This is a genomic window from Runella salmonicolor (assembly GCF_024158025.1).
Taxonomy (GTDB): Bacteria; Bacteroidota; Bacteroidia; order Cytophagales; family Spirosomataceae; genus Runella; species Runella salmonicolor.
This window is the reverse complement of the sequence record NZ_JAMZEL010000003.1, coordinates 490,348-509,747: the sequence shown is the minus strand read 5'-3', so window position 1 is coordinate 509,747 and position 19,400 is coordinate 490,348. Positions and strand designations below refer to the sequence as shown.

The 19,400-nt window shown below is 44.6% G+C and carries 20 protein-coding genes; 8 read left to right on the top strand and 12 right to left on the bottom strand.

All coding sequences use genetic code 11. The features are described from left to right. Positions 1-33: 33 nt before the first annotated feature. Complete coding sequence (locus NCI00_RS11405) at positions 34-477, bottom strand: NfeD family protein (RefSeq protein ID WP_166560446.1); 444 nt, start codon at positions 475-477, stop codon at positions 34-36. A 47-nt stretch (positions 478-524) separates the two neighbouring features. Further along, positions 525-1,430 (bottom strand): SPFH domain-containing protein, encoded by a 906-nt coding sequence (locus tag NCI00_RS11400; protein WP_166560447.1) that lies wholly within the window; start codon positions 1,428-1,430, stop codon positions 525-527. A gap of 280 nt (positions 1,431-1,710) precedes the next feature. Between NCI00_RS11400 and NCI00_RS11395 the strand changes: the two genes are divergently transcribed. The 4 genes from NCI00_RS11395 (at position 1,711) to NCI00_RS11380 (ending at position 5,837) form a co-directional block, all read left to right on the top strand. Then, positions 1,711-2,061: a DoxX-related protein gene (locus NCI00_RS11395; RefSeq protein ID WP_253527557.1), complete on the top strand. Its 351-nt coding sequence runs from the start codon at positions 1,711-1,713 to the stop codon at positions 2,059-2,061. Between the two features lie 164 nt (positions 2,062-2,225). After that, a complete protein-coding gene (locus NCI00_RS11390; RefSeq protein WP_253527555.1) occupies positions 2,226-3,470 on the top strand; it encodes a competence/damage-inducible protein A in 1,245 nt (414 codons plus the stop codon). Positions 3,471-3,518: 48 nt separating this feature from the next. Then, positions 3,519-4,838, top strand: coding sequence for a dihydrolipoamide acetyltransferase family protein (locus tag NCI00_RS11385; RefSeq protein WP_253527553.1), 1,320 nt, complete (start codon positions 3,519-3,521; stop codon positions 4,836-4,838). A 162-nt stretch (positions 4,839-5,000) separates the two neighbouring features. After that, the gene (locus NCI00_RS11380) at positions 5,001-5,837 is read left to right on the top strand and encodes an alpha/beta fold hydrolase (protein ID WP_253527551.1); all 837 of its coding nucleotides are present in this window, start codon (positions 5,001-5,003) and stop codon (positions 5,835-5,837) included. Between the two features lie 6 nt (positions 5,838-5,843). On the opposite strand, the gene NCI00_RS11375 is transcribed toward NCI00_RS11380, so the two are convergent. From NCI00_RS11375 to NCI00_RS11365, 3 genes are all read right to left on the bottom strand, one after another. Next, positions 5,844-6,356: a GNAT family N-acetyltransferase gene (locus NCI00_RS11375; protein WP_253527549.1), complete on the bottom strand. Its 513-nt coding sequence runs from the start codon at positions 6,354-6,356 to the stop codon at positions 5,844-5,846. A gap of 164 nt (positions 6,357-6,520) precedes the next feature. Continuing rightward, positions 6,521-7,714 (bottom strand): multiheme c-type cytochrome, encoded by a 1,194-nt coding sequence (locus tag NCI00_RS11370; RefSeq protein WP_253527547.1) that lies wholly within the window; start codon positions 7,712-7,714, stop codon positions 6,521-6,523. A gap of 57 nt (positions 7,715-7,771) precedes the next feature. After that, entirely contained in the window at positions 7,772-8,875 is a 1,104-nt protein-coding gene (locus NCI00_RS11365) for a vWA domain-containing protein (RefSeq protein WP_166560456.1), read from the bottom strand. 153 nt (positions 8,876-9,028) lie between these two features. Here NCI00_RS11365 and NCI00_RS11360 point away from each other — a divergent pair, with 153 nt between their 5' ends. Continuing rightward, positions 9,029-9,763 (top strand): class I SAM-dependent methyltransferase, encoded by a 735-nt coding sequence (locus tag NCI00_RS11360; protein ID WP_253527545.1) that lies wholly within the window; start codon positions 9,029-9,031, stop codon positions 9,761-9,763. A gap of 69 nt (positions 9,764-9,832) precedes the next feature. Here NCI00_RS11360 and NCI00_RS11355 read toward each other — a convergent pair whose 3' ends face one another. From NCI00_RS11355 to NCI00_RS11340, 4 genes are all read right to left on the bottom strand, one after another. After that, a complete protein-coding gene (locus tag NCI00_RS11355) occupies positions 9,833-10,261 on the bottom strand; it encodes a BrxA/BrxB family bacilliredoxin (RefSeq protein ID WP_166560458.1) in 429 nt (142 codons plus the stop codon). A gap of 63 nt (positions 10,262-10,324) precedes the next feature. Further along, a complete protein-coding gene (locus NCI00_RS11350) occupies positions 10,325-10,636 on the bottom strand; it encodes an SUF system Fe-S cluster assembly protein (RefSeq protein WP_114459141.1) in 312 nt (103 codons plus the stop codon). Between the two features lie 49 nt (positions 10,637-10,685). Next, complete coding sequence (locus NCI00_RS11345) at positions 10,686-11,114, bottom strand: SufE family protein (protein WP_253527543.1); 429 nt, start codon at positions 11,112-11,114, stop codon at positions 10,686-10,688. A 61-nt stretch (positions 11,115-11,175) separates the two neighbouring features. Then, on the bottom strand, positions 11,176-12,393 hold the full coding sequence (locus NCI00_RS11340; protein WP_253527541.1) for a cysteine desulfurase: 1,218 nt from the start codon (positions 12,391-12,393) through the stop codon (positions 11,176-11,178). Positions 12,394-12,608: 215 nt separating this feature from the next. Between NCI00_RS11340 and NCI00_RS11335 the strand changes: the two genes are divergently transcribed. After that, entirely contained in the window at positions 12,609-12,917 is a 309-nt protein-coding gene (locus tag NCI00_RS11335) for a YtxH domain-containing protein (protein WP_166560460.1), read from the top strand. A 63-nt stretch (positions 12,918-12,980) separates the two neighbouring features. Here the strand turns inward: NCI00_RS11335 and rplI are convergent, their stop codons facing one another. The 3 genes from rplI to rpsF are packed head-to-tail and all read right to left on the bottom strand — an operon-like array spanning position 12,981 to position 14,072. Beyond that, positions 12,981-13,424, bottom strand: coding sequence for a 50S ribosomal protein L9 (rplI, locus tag NCI00_RS11330; RefSeq protein ID WP_114069876.1), 444 nt, complete (start codon positions 13,422-13,424; stop codon positions 12,981-12,983). 22 nt (positions 13,425-13,446) lie between these two features. After that, entirely contained in the window at positions 13,447-13,698 is a 252-nt protein-coding gene (gene rpsR, locus NCI00_RS11325) for a 30S ribosomal protein S18 (RefSeq protein ID WP_013930944.1), read from the bottom strand. Next, positions 13,698-14,072, bottom strand: a complete 375-nt coding sequence (gene rpsF / locus NCI00_RS11320; RefSeq protein WP_114069875.1) for a 30S ribosomal protein S6 — start codon at positions 14,070-14,072, stop codon at positions 13,698-13,700. Before rpsF ends, rpsR begins: the two co-directional genes overlap by 1 nt. Positions 14,073-14,839: 767 nt before the next feature. On the opposite strand from rpsF, the gene NCI00_RS11315 reads away from it, so the two are divergent. Together NCI00_RS11315 and NCI00_RS11310 are read left to right on the top strand one after the other, a co-directional pair. Then, positions 14,840-16,126 carry an O-acetylhomoserine aminocarboxypropyltransferase/cysteine synthase family protein gene (locus NCI00_RS11315; RefSeq protein WP_166560461.1) on the top strand — a complete coding sequence of 429 codons (1,287 nt, stop codon included), beginning with the start codon at positions 14,840-14,842 and terminating at the stop codon, positions 16,124-16,126. A gap of 301 nt (positions 16,127-16,427) precedes the next feature. Beyond that, on the top strand, positions 16,428-19,367 hold the full coding sequence (locus tag NCI00_RS11310; RefSeq protein WP_253527539.1) for a M12 family metallo-peptidase: 2,940 nt from the start codon (positions 16,428-16,430) through the stop codon (positions 19,365-19,367). Positions 19,368-19,400: the final 33 nt, after the last annotated feature.

The window sequence follows — 19,400 nt, the reverse complement described above, 5'->3', positions numbered from 1 at the left end:
GTGTCGCCTCTTATTTTTAAGCCATAAAATACCTTATTCTGCTGTTTCTGGCTCCGAAACAATCAATTTGATGCCATCAAGTTGTTTAATAATAACCGACGACCCCATCGCGATAGGATGCCCTTTTTGGGTCAAAGCAATCCATTCTGTTCCACGGTAAAAAACCCGCCCCTCCCCATCTGAGGGAATCGTTTGCACCACCGTAGCTTTATCGCCCACGTACTCAGAGTATTCGAGCGACTTGTTTTTGCGGCGCGAAAACTGGAGCAGTGGTTTTCGCAAAGCCAACAAGGAAAGCACCGAAACTACCGAAAAACAGAAAAGCTGGGAATTGACTGTTGGCGTAAGACCTGTCCATGATAAAATGGCGGTCACAAATGCCCCAACACTCAAAAACAAGAAAACAAACGTTACCGAAAGTAGCTCTGCTATCAGCATAGCGACTCCAACTATTACCCAAATCTGTGTCGAATCCATCTGATTTATAGAAATTTATACGCTGCGGGCCATTCTAGCCCAATTGATTACTTCTGTTGTTTTACTACGCTCATGGCTGCCGCAATCATCGAGGCCATGTCTCCAAAATTGGCTGGCAAAATCATTGTATTGGTCGATTTAGCCAAGTTTCCGAATTGCTGTACCATTTGCTCCGCCACTTTAAGTTGTACGGCATCCATTCCGCCTTTTTCCTGAATGGCGGCGGCCACTACCCGGATACTTTCGGCGGTGGCATCTGCTACCGACATAATGGCGGCAGCCTGTCCTTCTGCCTCGTTAATCTGACGCGTTTTCAATGCTTCTGACTCCAATACCACCTTTTGCTTTTGGCCTTCGGCTACGTTGACGGCGGCCATTTTTTCACCGTCTGACTGCAAAATCAATGCGCGGCGTTCACGTTCAGCCTGCATTTGCTTTTCCATGGCATGTAATACGCTTTGCGGAGGGGTGATGTTTTTAATTTCATACCGCAACATTTTTACACCCCAGCCAATCGCCGCTTCGTCAATGGCATGAACCACGGCCTGATTCACCGTTGTCCGCTCTTCAAATGTTTTATCTAAATCAATCTTACCCATTTCCGAACGCATCGTGGTTTGGGCCAATTGCGTTACCCCAAAAATATAATCTCCAATTCCGTAAGAGGCACGTTGCGGGTCGATTACCTGCAAAAAAAGCACCCCGTCTACCCGTACCTGAACGTTGTCGCGAGTAATACAAATCTGCTCAGGAATATCAATAGCTTTTTCTTTCAAACTGTGCTTATAGGCCGTACGGTCAAAAAAAGGAATAATGAAGTTGATGCCCGGCTGCAACACGGCATGAAATTTGCCGAGGCGTTCAACAACATAGGCCGTTTGTTGAGGTACAACTTTGACCGTCATTAACACAATAAGCAGGGCCAAAACGACAATAATGATAAATGCAATCATGAGGATAGTTAAGGTTTAAATTTTGAACGAAAATACCAGAATAAGCGACGTATTACAATGCTTTAAGGATGAAGATAATAAAACATTCCAAGAACGGTGTAAATGTTTATTAAGCGGCAAACTCATCCGAAGAAGCGCCCTTCTTTAACCCTAAAATGTTAATTTTAGTCCTTTTTTCTCAATATATTTATAATTTTTATTTTTATATTCAAGTAATCAGCTATAATTACACTTATTTTTGCCTGCTTTATCCTTCTTTCACCCTAAACCTTATAAATGTATGCTTTCAACGCTCGGCCGTCTGTTGCTGGCAATTCCAATGGCAATTTTTGGTGTATACCATCTTATGAATGCTGGCAATGTATCCGCAATGGTCCCTGCTTACTTACCTGGAGGTATCGTTTGGGTTTACATCACGGGCATTGCTTTACTGGCCGCTGCTTTGGCAATCATCCTGCAAAAATGGGCAAGAACCGCCGCGATTCTGCTCGGCATTATGCTTATCTCATTTGTAATTTTTGTGCACTTACCCAGTTTTTTGGGAGGGGATGAAAAGGCCATGGGAAGCCTTCTTAAAGACCTCGGCATTGCAGGAGGGGCCTTAATCTTGGCCAACACAGAGAAAGATTAAGCGGCCAAAAAGGCAATATTAATACGGTTTGGAAACAAACACAGTCTGGTCAAGTGAAAAATACCCCCCAAACCATAATTGAGTTTGGAACAATATGCGGTATAGGAAGGCCAACGTTCCTACCAAAACAGAATTTTGGCTAACTTTGACAAAAAATTGAATACATGGTCAAAGCAGAAGTAATTACGATTGGCGACGAAATATTGTTTGGACAGATTACCGATACTAATACCCAGTGGATTAGCACCGAATTGACCAACATCGGGATTAGAACCATCCGAAAATCGTCGGTCGGAGATGATGAACAGGCTATCTTAGAAATCCTTGCCGAAGCCGAAAGCCGGGCGGATGTCATTCTAATTACGGGTGGGCTCGGGCCTACCAAAGACGACATTACAAAAAAAACACTCTGTACTTATTTCGATACCGAACTCTCCATCAACGAAGAAGCATTGGCATTCATCACCGCTTTTTTTGAGAAAAGAGGGCGCCCCATGACCGAACTTAATCGTTTACAGGCAGCAGTGCCCAACAATTGCACTTACATCCCCAATCGTTGGGGAACCGCCCCAGGCATGTGGTTTGAGCGCAATGGCAAGGTGTTTATCTCCATGCCCGGCGTGCCGTTTGAAATGAAAAACCTGATGACGCACACGCTCTTGCCCAAATTGCAGGCCTTTTTTGAAACGCCGATTATCTACCATAAAATGCTCCGCACCATCGGTATCGGAGAGTCTTTTTTGGCCGAGCGCATTGCCGATTGGGAAGATAACCTGCCACCTCACATCAAATTGGCTTATTTACCCAACTTTGGGCAAGTCCGTCTTCGTCTCACCGCCACGGGCACCGACTTGGAGCAACTCAAAAAAGAGACACAAGCCGAAGTCGAAAAAGTATTGCCCCTGATTGATGTTAACGTTTTTGGGTACGATAACGACGAAATTGAAACCGTGGTGGGAAGAATCTTAAAAGAGCGCGGCCAAACCCTGTCTACCGCCGAAAGCTGTACGGGCGGCTATGCGTCGCATTTGATAACGAAAGTACCTGGCTCGTCAACGTATTTTGTGGGTGGCGTAATCAGTTACAGCAACGAAGTCAAAATAGCCGAATTGGGGGTTAAACCTAGCACCTTGGCGGAGTTTGGGGCGGTAAGCGAGCAAACCGTCGTTGAAATGGCCGAAGGGGTACGCCAACGGCTCAACACTACTTATGGCATCGCGGCCAGCGGAATTGCAGGCCCCGACGGCGGCACCGACGAAAAACCCGTGGGCACCATCTGGATTGCCAGCGCAGGCCCCAACGGCACCGTAACCCAAAAATTACAACTTGGAAAATTTCGCGAACAAAACATCCAATACACCGGCGTTTATTTACTAAACCTATTGCGGAAACAACTGTTAGGTATATAAAATCATTGATTTTTTGAACGTTTGGAATAGGAATTAATACGAAAACAAATGGCAATTGTAGAAATGGTGATGCCCCGAATGGGAGAAAGCGTCATGGAGTGTACCATCATCAGCATTCTGAAAAAAGTAGGTGATGCTGTCGAATCTGACGATTCGGTGATGGAAGTAGCTACCGACAAAGTAGACACCGAAGTACCCAGCCCTTACAGCGGCATTATCAGAGAAATATTGGTAAAAGAGGGCGACGTCGTGGCCATCGGAAACATCGTAATGCGCATCGATACAGAAGTCACTACGCCCCAAAACGGTTCTCCTACGCCCATTGCGGAGGTTCCCGAAGAAGCCCTTGCGTTGGAAACCCAATTCCAATCGTTGGTCACTTCCCCTATCCAATCCACGGCGGATGTTTCTTCAAGCGGGCGTTTTTACTCTCCTTTGGTGCTCAACATTGCCCAAACCGAAGGTATCTCCCGTCAAGAACTTGACCAAATCTCTGGAACTGGCACCGATAGCCGCGTGACCAAAAAAGATATTTTGGGGTATTTGGAAGAAAGAAAACACCACCCCGTAGGGGCAGCGTCGGCCCAAACCGCAGGTGTTGCCCAAGAAACATCCCATGCCAGCAGTCCGCAATCGCCTGCTTCGATTCGCAAAACTGGCGTCGAGGTTATTCCGATGGACCGAATGCGGCGCGTTATTATGGAGCGGATGCTGGAGTCACAGCGAATTTCGGCCCACGTCTCCTCGTTTGTGGAAACCGACATGACCAACGTTGTTCTTTGGCGGAATCAAATCAAGGATGAATTCAAAAAACAAACGGGCGAAGGCATCACCTTCACCCCCATTTTGATAGAAGCCGTGGTGAAGGCCATCAAAGATTTTCCGTTGATTAATATCTCGGTAGAGGGAGAAAATATTATCAAAAAACGGGATATAAACGTCGGTATGGCGGTGGCATTGCCTAGCGGCAATCTCATCGTGCCCGTCATCCATAACGCTGACCAATATAGCCTCATTGGGTTAGCCAAAAAAGTGAACGAACTGGCCAATCGTGCCCGTCAAAATAAACTTACTCCCGACGACCTAGCGGGCGGTACCTACACGGTTTCGAATATCGGTAGTTTCGGAAACATCATGGGCACACCCATTATTCTCCAGCCACAGGTTGCTATTATGGCCTTTGGTGCTATTCAAAAACGCCCCGTGGTGATTGAAACACCCCAAGGTGACGTAATTGGGGTACGGAGCATGATGTACATTTCGCATTCGTATGACCACCGCGTGGTAGACGGTGCATTGGGCGGCATGTTTGTGAAGCGTGTTTCTGATTATTTAGAAAAATTTGACCTGAAACGCTCTCCTTTTTAAGAAAAAAGCAGGGCATTTATTGATTCAGCCTCAAATCCCCAACTTTGACCAAGTTGGGGATTTTTTTGCCGAAACCATGGGCGGCATACTTGTTTAACGGAAATAGAACCATTGTTTCAACCGCAGTTTGTGCCTACTGACTGCTATTAACTTCGTTCTATTATGCCTAAAATAACCACCGCACCCAATGTACAGCTCCACGTTGAAGACTGGGGTCAGGGACAACCCGTCGTATTTTTGCACGGTTGGCCACTTAGCCACGAAATGTTTGAATATCAAATCAATCAATTGGGCAACGATTATCGCTGCATCCTGATTGACCGCCGTGGCTTTGGCCAATCCGACAAACCTTGGGCGGGTTACGATTATGACACGCTCGCCGATGACTTACAGGTTGTTTTTGAAGAACTTGATTTACACAATGTTGTATTGGTCGGTTTTTCGATGGGAGGCGCCGAAGCCATCCGCTATATCAGCAGACACGGCAGCAATCGCATCGCAAAATTGGTTTTGCTCGGAACCGCCGCTCCACGTTTACTAAAAACACCTGCCTTTGAAGACGGCGTTGAAAAATCGGTGTTTGACGGCATGATTGAAAACGCCATTGAAGACCGCGCTGCCTTTATGGAATCTTTTTCGAAAGACTTTTTTGGGGCTACAATCATCAGTTCACCCCTGAGCAGCAAACTCATGGATTGGTTTCACGGGTTAACCATGAAATCATCGCCTCGGGCTTTCATCAACTGCATTCTGACCTTCAGTCAGGCCGATTTAAGCGAAGAATTGGCCTCAATTGATGTTCCTACGTTGATTATCCACGGCACGGGCGACAAAATCGTACCTTTTGATATTAGCGCCAAAATCTTGCACGCAGGCATTGCTGGTTCGCAGTTAATCCCGTACGAAGACGCCCCCCACGGCTTTTTCTACACCAACTGGCCCCAATTAAACCACGACTTAGCAGCGTTTATTCAGCAGCCGGTACCTGTTATGGAATAAGTGGGATTATTGTACAAAATTAGGGTTCAACCATCCCATCGGTACATCGGCAACGATGCTGCCATCAGGGTCAAGGACGCGCCCCACCGCGCGTCCTTCGACCCTGAAACCCAGCTTTTTATATAATTCGATGGCCGCAGCATTACTTTCGCGGGCGTGCAGCTCTACCCGCAAAATATCCTTACGCTCCTGCCTGACATAGTCTAGCAAGGCCGAAAATACTCTTCTCCCCAGGCCTTTTCCCTGATAATCAGGATGTACACAAATGGTAGTGTCGCCAAATAAATGCGTAAAACACTCTATTCCCAAAGAATACGTATGTACTTCGGCCACAACTTTTTCATTATCTTCGGCTACCATTGAGCAGCCATTGGCGAGACTTTTGGTCAAAAAGTTTAGAATATAGGCTTCTGAAATTTCGTGTTCTTTTCGTGCAATTCCGCCCGAAATACGGGCTACATCTTTGTACAATTGCAGAATGAAAGGTAAGTCTTCCAAGGTAGATTTTCTGATAATCATAAGAAGGTGGGTTCTGTGCGTACAAATGCCAACCAATTAGTTAGTATGACAACAAAATTAGCACATTAAATTAATACCTCAAAAAGGAGGGCTTAAAACAACCTTCAAGATTGAATTGTAGTTTTGTACCATTGCGGGTGAAAAACACCCGCAACACATTACCTTCACTTCACCTCAATCGAGTATTTTTCGTCAAATACTGTGATAAACAACGGATAACGCTCATCCAGTTTATTATAGTCGGCCGACTTTTGGTCTAGGCGATTTTTGGTCACTTTGACCGCAAGTGTCAGTTTTTGTTTTTTTGTAGGTTTGTAAGCAAAGGCAAAAGTGCGCTCTTCTTTTGGGTTCAAATTATTGTCTTCCAACTTTTTAGCCGCCGGATACCACTCCCACTTCTCCCCTATCCTATCCGTTTTTTGAGCGATTGTTTTGCCATTTTCATCCAATAACTCCATTGAAATACCGAAAAATCGTTCGGGGTCTCCCGAAGGGACTCGGTGACCCGCAAATTCATTTTTCAATTTGAGATGATAAACAATTTCTTGATTAACACCATAAGATTTTTCCACCTTAGAGGGATAAAAAGCCAAGCCATTTAGCGCTTTGGTTTTCGCTCCTTTTACTTTAGGAATGCCCGAACCCGCAAAATAATGCAAATGACTCAACCGCTCGCCAAAGCCCGCCACCACCTCACGCTTTGTTGGTTCCATGTGGCAGCTTATGCAGTTTTTTTGCCCATAATACGGCCCCGCTTTCCATTCATCGCCCGTTTCAAACGAACACACCAACGTAGACGTAACGACCGCATTGGCATTATGACACGAAATACACAGCTTTTCAGAAAGAAAAACGGGGTCTTTTCGGGTGGCATGGGGGGCTTTCGTGGTGCCAGTGGAGCCAATCACGACGTTGTCGCGTACGTGGCAGCTTGCACAATTGATTCCTTCTTGCTGAAGTTTTTTATCAAAATGAGGATTTTTCTCTTTGACAGGCTGATAAATATCCCCGTCAACCAATCCTGTCACAATAAATTCTTGTTGGTTCTGAAGCGGAATGTGGCAATTGATACATAAGTACGGACTCGATTCTTTTTTCAATTCGGCCTGAAACTGTAAATCCGTCCAAGCGTGCGAATGGGTAGAATGTTGCCATTCTTCGTAATGTTTTACATGACACGCCCCGCACTGCTCGGCACTCAACGACGCCAATCCCTTCGGAATTTGTTGGTGTGGCACAGCCTTTTCCCAACTTTTGGTCAAGGGATGAATTTCTTTTTCGGTTGCTTTTAGGAATACTTGATAGGCTACGATACCTGCAAAAACAATCAGCGATAGGTAAACAATCTTTTTTTGCATTTTTTATCAAAAACAAAGCGTTGGAAAGTTCTGAAAACTTTCCAACGCTCACATTAATTACTTCATATTTTTCCGACGATTGCGCTGGAAATCTTCCAGTACAAAACCGCCCAGTCCCTGCAAATTGCTGTAGTATGCGCGGCCATTGTTGACCCGCGTAAATTCCTGCACAAATTGCTTCAAGTATGGGTCGGAAGCAATCATAAAGGTCGTAATTGGCACGTCCAAGCGACGGCATTGGGCCGCCAGCGTGAGGGTTTTGCTCACGATTTTTCGGTCGAGGCCAAAGCTATTTTTGTAGTACCGAAGGCCTTCTTTCAAGCAAGTCGGCTTGCCGTCGGTAATCATAAAAATCTGCTTGTTTTTGGTCTTGCGGCGGCGCAACAAATCCATCGCCAACTCCAGACCCGCCACGGTATTGGTGTGGTACGGGCCCACTTCGAGGTATGGGAGGTCTTTCAACTGAATCTGCCACGCGTCGTTGCCAAACACGATGATGTCGAGCGTATCTTTTGGATATTTGGTTTTAATCAACTCCGCCATCGCCAACGCCACTTTTTTGGCGGGAGTAATGCGGTCTTCGCCGTAAAGAATCATGGAGTGGCTTACATCAATCATCAACACCGTAGCGGTGAAGGTTTTTTGCTCCTTTTCCACCACTTCGAGGTCATTTTCTACCAGAAAAAATTCGCCAATGCCGTGGTTAATTTGGGCGTTTTTGATGGATTCGGTCATGGCAATTTGGTCGAGAGTATCGCCAAATTGAAAATCACGTACATCGCTGCTCAGCTCATCGCCTGTGCCCGTATAAGGGGTGTGATGGTTGCCGCCCGCTTTGGAGCGTTTGAGCTTACCAAAAATTTCTTCCAGCGCACTCCTACGAATGCTGCGCTCGGTTTTGGGGGTCATAATGACCTTGCCTTCTTCGTTTTCCTCCGTAATGTAACCTTTGCGTTTGAGGTCTTCAAAGAAATCACCAATGCCGTATTCGTCGTTGGTGAGGTTATACTGACGGTCCAGTTGACTCATCCAAGCCATGGCTTGGGTTACATCACCCGAATTCATCAGCAGGAGTTGCTGAAAGATGTTCAACAACTCGTCAAATTTATTTTTACCGGTTTGTTCCGTGGGCTTAAATTCCGAAAAACGATGACCAAGCATGAGAGAATGTCAAGTTAAGGATGAGAACTGTTCTACGTTATTCTAACACTCAAATCCCCCGGGAAGTTTAGGGACTTTTGGATAATCTACGGGGATTTCACGGCTTTTAATTAATTTTGGGGAAGATAAATCGTATTTGTTACCTTCTGAACTATGCCAAACGCCCCGCTTTCATCTTCGATACAAAATGTGTACGACCAACAATACGTCAATTCTGATGCCCAATGGCGTGAGATTGGCGCGCGTCAAAAAGCGGATGACATTATAAAGTTATGCCAAAAATTTAACTTTAAAAAGGTGCTGGACGTTGGAGCAGGCGACGGGGCAGTATTGAAAGAACTCGACAGCCGTGGATTTACGGAAAACCTGCACGCGGTAGAAATATCAGGCAGCGGCATTGAAAAAATCAATGAGCGTCAATTGAAATCGTTGCGAGAAGTAAAACTGTTTGACGGTTACACGATTCCTTACGAAGATAAAGCGTTCCCGTTGGCTACCTGCTCGCATGTTATTGAGCACGTGGAGCATCCGAGATTGTTGCTGAGAGAGATTGCCCGCGTGTCGGAGTACCAATTTTTTGAGGTTCCGATTGATTTTAGCATGTTTGTAGACCGCAAAATAGACCATTTTCTTTCCTACGGACACATCAATATTTATACGCCCGCACTCTTTAAGTTCTTACTAAAATCAGAAGGTTTTGAAGTCATTGACGAATTGTTTTTGTTCTTCAGCGACGAAGTCGTCTCCTACCTAATGAAAGACTGGAAGCAGCGGTTGGTGTACAAAACAAAGGCATTTTTGCTCGAAAATTCCCCTTTGCGTCAGGTAAAACCCAATGCGTATGCAGTTTTGTGTAAACACACAGGCGCAGGGGTAAAGATATTTTAAAAACAAAACTTCCCGAAAGTATGAAACTTTCGGGAAGTTAGCTTATGGCAGTAAAAGCAAAAAATTGGCTTACGCTTTCTCTCCGCAAAATTCTTCAAACGCCATCACCAAATGTTCCGCAATCATTTTGGCATTGCGGCCTTCGATGTGGTGACGCTCAATAAAATGCACCAATTCATCATCCTTAAAAATAGCAATGGAAGGAGATGAAGGAGGATATGGCAACAGATACTCACGCATTTTGGCGGTAGCTTCTTGGTCAACTCCCGCAAAAACCGTCACCAAATTGTCGGGTTTTAGGTCGCTAAACGCCAATGCTGCTTTTACGCCTGGGCGGCAAGCACCCGCTGCGCATCCGCAGACCGAGTTTACCACCACGAGCGATACTCCTTTGGCATTGGCCATGAAGTTATCAACATCGGCTGCGTCGGTGAGTTGTTGAAATCCTACGCTCGTCAGATCTTCTTTCATCGGAGCTACTAAGTGAGGAGGATACATAATCAGATTACAGTTTTAAGTTTACAGTTTTTTAATGGTATACATCCCTTCTCTGAGAAGGTTTTACAAAAATCCAAGTTCAAGTTTGGCTTCTTCACTCATCATATCCTGTGAGTAAGGCGGATCCCAAGTCAATTCTACACTTACATCATTGACGCCTTCTACTTCCCGAATTTTTTGTTCAATTTCGGCAGGTATCGTCCCCGCCGATGGACAAGACGGCGACGTGAGGGTCATTTCGACGTAGACATTGTTTACAGGAAATATTTTTAGGTCATAAATCAGGCCTAATTCCCATACATCCACTGGGATTTCGGGGTCATAAACCGACTTTATGGCTTTGACAACTTCTTCTTTTAATTCTGATTCGGTCATTTTTGTTGGGGTTAATCGTAATGAACGCTGGGCAATGGATTCAATTGCATTAACTAACTTTTTCGGCGGCACGTTGCGCAAACTCTTTCATTCGGGCAATCATCGAAGCCAAGCCACCAGCCCGCCGCGACGTAATGATGCTACTCATGCCTATTTTATCAATAAAGTACAAATCAGCATTGGCAACATCTTCGGGTTTTTCGTCCGACAATATCTTAATCAAAAGGCTCACTAGGCCTTTGCTGATTTGCGCCGTCGGTTCGCTGTCGGCTTCAAAATGCACCACATCACCGCGCATTTCGGAGTGCAGCCACACCTTTGACTGACACCCGCGAATCAGGTTGTCATCCGTTTTATATTCTTCCGCAATGGGCGAAAGTTTTTTACCCAAGTCAATAATATACTGTGTTTTGTCCAACTGGTCGTCGAACAATTCAAAATCTTCAATTAACTCGTCTTGTTTTTCGTTGATTGTCATATTGCCTGTAAATCCTGTTTTCGATTTGAATACCGAGTCGCTAAAATCCAAATCACGTTTCTTAGCTCAACATCTTTTTAACTCTCTCCAAACCTACGACTAATTTATCAATTTCTTCTTTGGTATTATAAACCGCAAAGGAGGCTCTGGAAGTTCCGGGAATTCCGAGTCGCTGCATCAAAGGTTGGGTACAATGATGCCCCGTCCGAACAGCAATGCCCTGTTGGTCCAGAATGACGCCCACATCCTGCGGGTGAATCCCATCCATCACAAACGAAATAACGCTCACTTTCTCTTTGGCCGTCCCCACTAGTCTCAATCCGTCAATGCTTTGTAGGGCATCAGTACCATAAACGAGCAGCTCATGCTCGTAGTCTGCAATCTGTTTTTTACCAAGCGTTTCTACATATTCAACGGCCGTATAGGCCGCTACTACATCGGCGATATTGGGCGTACCAGCTTCAAATTTATAGGGTAAATCGCTGTAAGTAGTTTTGGCAAATGTTACTTCTTTAATCATTTCGCCACCACCACGGTACGGTGGCATGGCGTTAAGAATGTCTTTTTTGCCATACAACGCACCCATACCCGTAGGACCATAAAGTTTGTGTAACGAGAATACGTAAAAATCACAATCTAAGGCCTGTACATTAATATCAATGTGTGAACTGGCCTGCGCACCGTCAATCAGCACTTTAGCCCCCACTGCGTGGGCTTTTTCAATGATTTCAGCAACGGGGTTGATGGTTCCGAGGGCATTGGAAACATGGACAACCGAAACGAATTTTGTTTTCTCAGAAAGCATCTTTTCGTATTCGTCCATTAGCAATTCACCCTCGTCATTGATAGGAATCACGCGAAGCACACAGCCCTTTTCTTCGCACAACATTTGCCAAGGCACAATGTTGGAATGGTGCTCCATGGTGCTGATGATGATTTCATCGCCTGCTTTCAAAAAGGTTCGTCCGTAGCTTTGAGCAACCAAGTTGATACCGTCGGTGGTGCCGTAGGTAAAAATGATTTCTTCCACGTGGCGGGCGTTCAAAAAAGTCTGAATTTTATGGCGCGATGCCTCAAAAGCAGACGTGGCTTTTTCAGCTAAATGGTGGATTCCTCGGTGAATGTTGGCGTTGAAATGCTCATAATAGCGCGTCAGGGCATTCAAAACGGGTAGTGGCTTCTGGGTAGTAGCGGCATTGTCAAAGTAGACCAACGGTTTTCCGTTGATTACTTCATTTAAAATGGGAAAGTCCTGCCGAATTTTTTGGATATCAAGCACTTTATGGAAAATTAGTGGTGAGTAATTCCCGTTAATGGTCAACAAAATAGTAAAGTAGCCGACATTAACGTTGTTGTATTGAAATAAAACACACAAAATTAGAGTTGAGTTTTATAAAGTCTAAATAAAAAGCCAACCGTTGGTGTAAAAATCATTTTTTGCATCATCTAATCGTGTTATATTGTTTATGTTTTTAAACTAAAACCACAAATACCATGGTCAATGCCAAACACTTAGCTACGTTTATTCTGGGAGCCGCTGCCGGGGTAGCGTTACACAAATATTTAAAAACAGACGAAGGCGAAAAAATGGTCGAAGACCTTAAATCTAAGGCGGGCGACCTGAAAACGGAGGCCGAAGACTCCCTTGAAAAGATTCCGGAGTATTTCGAGCAGCTCAAAAACCAGGGTTCCGATACCCTCAAAAAATATTCACCAGAAGTCGAGAAAATTCTTCAGGATTTGCTCGACAATATCCGAGGCAAAGGCGGCTCTGCCCCAACCACCACACCTCCTACGCCTTAGAGCAGGGCACAAAAAAAGTGGCGCACCTTTCGGTAGCGCCACTTTTTTTATATTGAGCGTTGATTACGCTTCAGCTACTACATTTACCGTTACGGCATGTTTCACTTCTTTGTGAAGGTCAAGCGTAGCTTTGTAGGTACCGATGGTTTTTACGTCTTCAACCGTGATTTTCTTACGGTCAACGTCAAATCCTTTGGCTTTGAGGGCTTCCGAAATTTGGATGCTCGTTACACGACCAAAGATTTTGCCGCTGTCACCCGCTTTAGCGGCGATTTCAACGGTCATTTCACCGATGGCTGCTGCCAAATCTTCGGCGTCTTTTTTGATTTTTTCGGCCTTGTGAGCAGCTTGCTTCAAGTTTTCGGCCAATTGCTTCTTGTTGGACTCGGTCGCCATCACCGCAAATCCCTGCGGAATAAGATAGTTGCGACCATAACCGGCTTTCACCTCTAAGATATCATTCTTATATCCTAGTCCGGCAATATCAGTTCTTAAAATAACTTGCATCGTCAGTTTTCTCCTTCCGTTTTTACTTTAATTGATCAGCTACGTATGGCAATAGTCCCAAGTGACGCGCACGCTTGATGGCTTGCGACACCTTACGTTGGTACTTCAAAGAGGTACCTGTCAGGCGGCGAGGCAAAATTTTACCTTGCTCGTTGATCAACTTCAAAAGGAAGTTAGGATCTTTGTAATCGATGAATTTGATACCGGCTTTCTTAAAGCGGCAATACTTTTTGCGATTTTGATTACGCTCGATTGGTTCGTTTACTAGTGTCATTATGCGTCGCCCTCCTTAGCTGTTTCGGTTTGTTTTCTTCCAACTAATCCACTGCGTTTGCGCTCGGCATACGTTACGTGGTGTTTTTCCATAGCTACCGTCAAATAGCGCATTACGCGCTCATCGCGACGGAATTCAGTCTCAACGACTTGAATCAAAGAAGGCGCAGACTTGAACTCAATGAGGTGATAAAAACCTGTGTTCTTGTTCTGAATTGGATAAGCCAATTTTTTTAGGCCCCAATTTTCTTCGTGTACGAGCTCCGCACCGTTGTCGGTAAGGATTTTGCGGAACTTCTCAATGGTGTCCTTCATCTGTTGATCAGATAAAACGGGAGTTAAAATGAACACCATCTCATACTGTTTTGTAAACATACTGAGAATTGTTAAATGGTTATACTAATGAACTCATTGTAAATGAGGGCGCAAAGGTAGCTTTTTTTGAGAAAAGCACAAAAAATAGTGTGAAAACCCAGCAAAATATGAGCCGTAAAACAAAAATCATAAAGTTTTTCAGTGTAACCCTTGGAATTTTCAGGCAATTTTATCCATATTTGTAATGGAATTAAATCGCTAGACATTAAAGAGAATAAATAAACTTGGTCTAATCGTACACTTAGGCTAGAACCAAAAATAAAATTAGTCTTTATTTTAATATACTTTATATATGGATTAAATAAATTATTTACCTGAGTCCGATTTTGTAGTTTAGTTGTTAAAGGTTTTCAGTTAGATGTCAATTTGGCGGCCAATGCGGCACATGACGCCGCCAAATACTGAAAATGAGGGGACACCGTCGAGCAAATTTGCTCGACGGTACTTTTACACCTAAAAACAGATTGGTTAATCCCAAAAAGGCTAGATTTTTATACCATTTTATTCAATTGTAGACATAAACACCTTGACCATGTCAGTTCTCGAATCAAAACTCACCTACTCCTTAATATTATAGCTAAATTGGGTGAATTATTAGAAATTCTCGCTGCCATCAAAACAGCCAACGCACAATTTTTTGTCTTTTTTTACGAAACACTAAGAAAAAAGGCAGTTGCTTGTCTTTAGTTAAGAAGTGCTTCGTGAAAAAACCTTTTCTCGTTTTTCCAATCACTCAGATTCATTTACATCTAACAAAAAACAGTTTTATGAAATTTGAAACGCTCCAACTTCACGCAGGACAAGCCCCCGACCCGACCACCAATGCCCGTGCGGTCCCTATTTACCAAACGACTTCTTTCGTTTTTAACAATGCCGAACATGGGGCTAATCTATTTGCACTCAAAGAGTTCGGAAACATTTACTCCCGTATCATGAACCCCACAAACGATGTCTTCGAAAAACGCATAGCGGCGCTCGAAGGTGGGGTTGCGGCATTGGCGACGGCATCAGGGCATTCGGCACAATTTTTAGCGATAAATAATATCACAACCGTCGGCGACAATTTTGTTACAACTTCTTTTCTGTACGGTGGCTCTTACAATCAATTCAAAAACTCGTTCAAAAACATCGGCGTAGAAGCCCGTTTTGTGTCGGGTGATAAAGTTGAAGATTTTGAGAAATTGATTGACGAAAAAACCAAGTTCCTTTACTTGGAAACCATCGGAAATCCGGGCTTCAATGTCCCTGATTTTGACGCATTTGCCAAACTGGCGCAGAAATACGACTTACCCATAATCGTTGACAATACCTTTGGAGCGGGCGGTGCCATTGCACAACCCATCAAACACGGCGCGCACATCGTGGTTGAATCGGCTACAAAGTGGATCGGCGGCCATGGCACTACCATGGGCGGGGTGATTGTAGATGCAGGTACCTTTAACTGGGGCAACGGTAAATACCCTCAATTTACCGCTCCGTCGCCAAGTTATCACGGGTTGGTACTCAACGACGTATTTGGCATCGGCGGTCCTTTTGGCAACATTCAGTTCATCATTCGCGCCCGCGTAGAAGGCCTGCGCGATTGGGGGCCTTCTCAATCACCGTTCAATTCATTCTTGTTGCTGCAAGGCTTAGAAACCCTTACGCTAAGGGTAGAGCGCATCGGCGAAAATGCACTAAATCTGGCAAAATGGCTACAACAACACCCTGCCGTTGAGAGCGTTAATTACTTAGGACTGGAAAGCAGTCCCTACCACGAATTAGCGAAAAAATACCTCACACGGGGCTTTGGTGGAGTGCTTTCTTTTAAGATAAAAGGTGATAAAGCACAGGCTGAGAAGTTTGTAAACAGTCTTGAGTTAATCAGCCATTTGGCCAATGTAGGCGATTCAAAAACGCTCATCATTCACCCTGCGTCTACCACACACTCCCAACTTTCAGAAGCAGAGCAAGTTACGGCGGGAGTTGACCCCAACCAACTACGTCTTTCGGTCGGCATTGAGCATATCGACGATATTAAGGCCGATATTGAGCAAGCATTAAGCAAGTTGTAAGTGCAAACTTTTTAATTATAGGTGGGTTAATTTAAAAGCTCCAAATCGCTGATTTGGAGCTTTTTCTTTTTTAATCAGCATAAAAAAAATAACAACCTTACTGGTTTTTGTTAATTCGTCTTAAGCTACACTCTAGTTGTTTTATATCCTTACACGTCCGAATGCGTTCAATAAATTGGAATATATTAATTTAAGCTAATTATTTTTTTGCTTTTAATGCATTGATAACCAATTTAAAAGACATATATTTTGGTCAAAAAAGTTATTATTTACGACTGGGCTATCATAAAAACCTCCTTTTATGAAATCATTTTACTTATTGCTTCTCTGTTTCATTTTTAGTTATACGCTTCCTTTATCGGCGCAAAACTTGCCTCAAACGACCACATTAGATATAATTTCATTGAAAAAAGCTTTACTAAAAGCTCCTAAAAACATTGCGCAAAATCTCCAAAACACAACCAATAACCCAAGGCAGCCAACCGTAAAATTGCCAAACCAAAAGGGAGTTATGGTGTCCTATCGAGTAATGGAGCATGACGTATTATCTCCAGAACTCTCTACTCAGTTCCCTACCATAAAAACATACCATGGAGTCAATATTGATAACCCAAAAGAAATTATTCGTTTTGATATTTCTCCCAGAGGATTTCATGGCATCATTGTGTCTCCAGAAGGATACAAATACATTGAGCCTGTCAATGTCAAGGAAGGAACTTACAAAATCCTTTCTCCCAGTGAAATAGAAGGAGAGCAGGGATGCTTTACCAACGGAAATGCCTTTGGGGCAATTTCCCGTAATGGTCGATTAATTCAATCTCAAGAATACAGCAATGGCGCAACCCTTCGAACTTATCGCATGGCGATTGTAGCCACTGGCGAATTTACCGCTCGCAATGACACTAATACTGTATCACGAATCGCCACGATTGTTAACTTGACCAATGCGATTTGGGAAAACGAAGTAGCAGTGCATTTTACGCTAGCAGCAGTGGTATCTATTGGGAATGTTACTACGTCTACTGCCTCTACCTCTCGCGCTCAGTCTATTTTTGACTCTCTCAATACCACCTCAACACTACCTTACGCTAATTACGACATTGGCCATTTGCTTCATTATACAGGCACCAATCCACCCGCTTCTGGGAATACAGCGGGGGCAAACGGAGTAGCAGGGCCTACCCCCTGTACAAACACCTCAAAGTCAAGGGCTTGGACCCAATACACAGAAACCGCGGGATTTTCGGCTCCTGATGCCATGATTGTAATGGTATTTGCGCACGAAGTGGCACATCAATACAATGCGCCGCACACTTTCAATGCCAATACAGGCGCGTGTGCAGGCAGCAACCGAATGGCGTCTGGAGCGTATGAACCCGCTAGTGGCTCTACCCTGATGTCCTATCAGGGGGCCTGTTCGCCCCAAAACCTGACGGGCTCCCGTCAAACGTATTTCCATACCAATACGATTAAGACCGTCATCAATTCTTTTAGCAGTACACAAGGGTCATGCCCCACCACATCAGCTACTGGCAACACTCCTCCCGTAGCCAATGCGGGAGCTGACTACACCATTCCCAAAGGAACGCCCTTTGTATTGACTGGCTCTGGTACGGATGCCAACGGCGACGCCCTTACCTACCAATGGGAACAATATGACCTTGCGGTATCTGGCGACGCAGGCCTGATAGGAAGTTCGGCGGCTAGCAGTACTACGGCTCCCTTGTTTAGAAGCAGTATTTCCACAAATCCGGTCAGAACCTTACCAGCACTTTCCTTTATTCTTAATAATGCCAACGATGCCCCTGACCTCGACGGCGAGGAACTTCCGCAGGTAGCCCGAACGATGACTTTTAGACTCACGGCTAAAGACAACCATCCAGGTGGTGGCGGAGTACATTTTGATGCAACATCTATCACAGTGGCAAGCTCAGGACCATTTGCCATCACCTCCCAAAATACCGCCACCACTTTAAACGCCAACGGAAGCACTACATTTACGCTAACCTGGGATGTAAACGGAACAGATGGGGCGCCCGTCAATTGCAGTAATGTAAAGATTATGTTTTCTAAAGATGGAGGCCTGACCTTTCCGTACGTATTATCGGCAAGTACTTCAAACGACGGCTCCGAAACACTGATAGTGCCTAATTACGTTACTTCGACTGGCCGTATTAAAATCGAAGCCGTCGGCAATATTTTCTTTGACATCAACAACGCCCACATCACCATTGTCAACACATCAAGCTGCATAGCCACCGGAACCTCCCTTGCTCCCACCAACAGCATTACCGCTTACGCAGGTAGTTCAGCATTGGCATTGTCGCTCTCTCCGCAGTACACTACCGAATATAGCTCTCCCGTCACGGGAAGCCTGCTTGCTGGAGATTTACAAAGTACCTTTGCCGGCCTTTTTGGAACAAATTGTGTAAATTTGGGTCCTGATACTTCCCTTTATGATATTTATCCCTTTCAAGTAAATTTAGTCGGAACCTATACCTTCAGTGCAACAAGTAGCAGCACTTTTGAAATTTTAAATCTCTATCAAAATTCCTTTGTACCGGATTCCGGTTGTACTAACTTTCTTGGCTCAACGCGTAACCTCAATAATCAAAATGTTCGTTTGAACGTTTCCGTTACCTTACAGCCAGGTATTCAATATTATCTTGCATTGACAAGACCTGGCAATTTTAATCCACGTACCCTTTCTTCCTATTCTATCTCTTTCACCACTCCTACGGGTGGCACACTCGGAGTAAATCAATATTTCAATCCGGGCGCGAGTTATTCTTACCAGTATGTCATTGTTAATAACACAACAGGTAACGTCGTTGATATTGCCCCCACGGCCAATTTGAGCAATCCATCGACGTATGAAGCAGGCAGTTACAGCGTGTACGGGGTCTCCTATCTGACGGCGCATGAGTCAAGTTTGCTAACAAAAATCGGCGGGTCCTTCTACGCATTACAGATAGACTTAGCAAATTTGGTTATTTGCGGGGAGTTGAGCAGTAATGTTGTAAGCATTACTATTTTGCCCTGTACGCCGTCCATTAGCCAATCCACCACGATTTCAGCATCTACCGTCGTGCAGGCTGCGCAATCAGTCATTGCAACCAATACCATCACTGACGGTACAGTAATCTATCGGGGGGGGAATTACGTACAACTCAATCCAACATTCAACGTCACGGCAAATGCCACGACGACATTCACCGCGTATCCTTCAGGTTGTCAATAAATCAAAAGCCGCGTAAGGAGGGGTTCCTTGCGC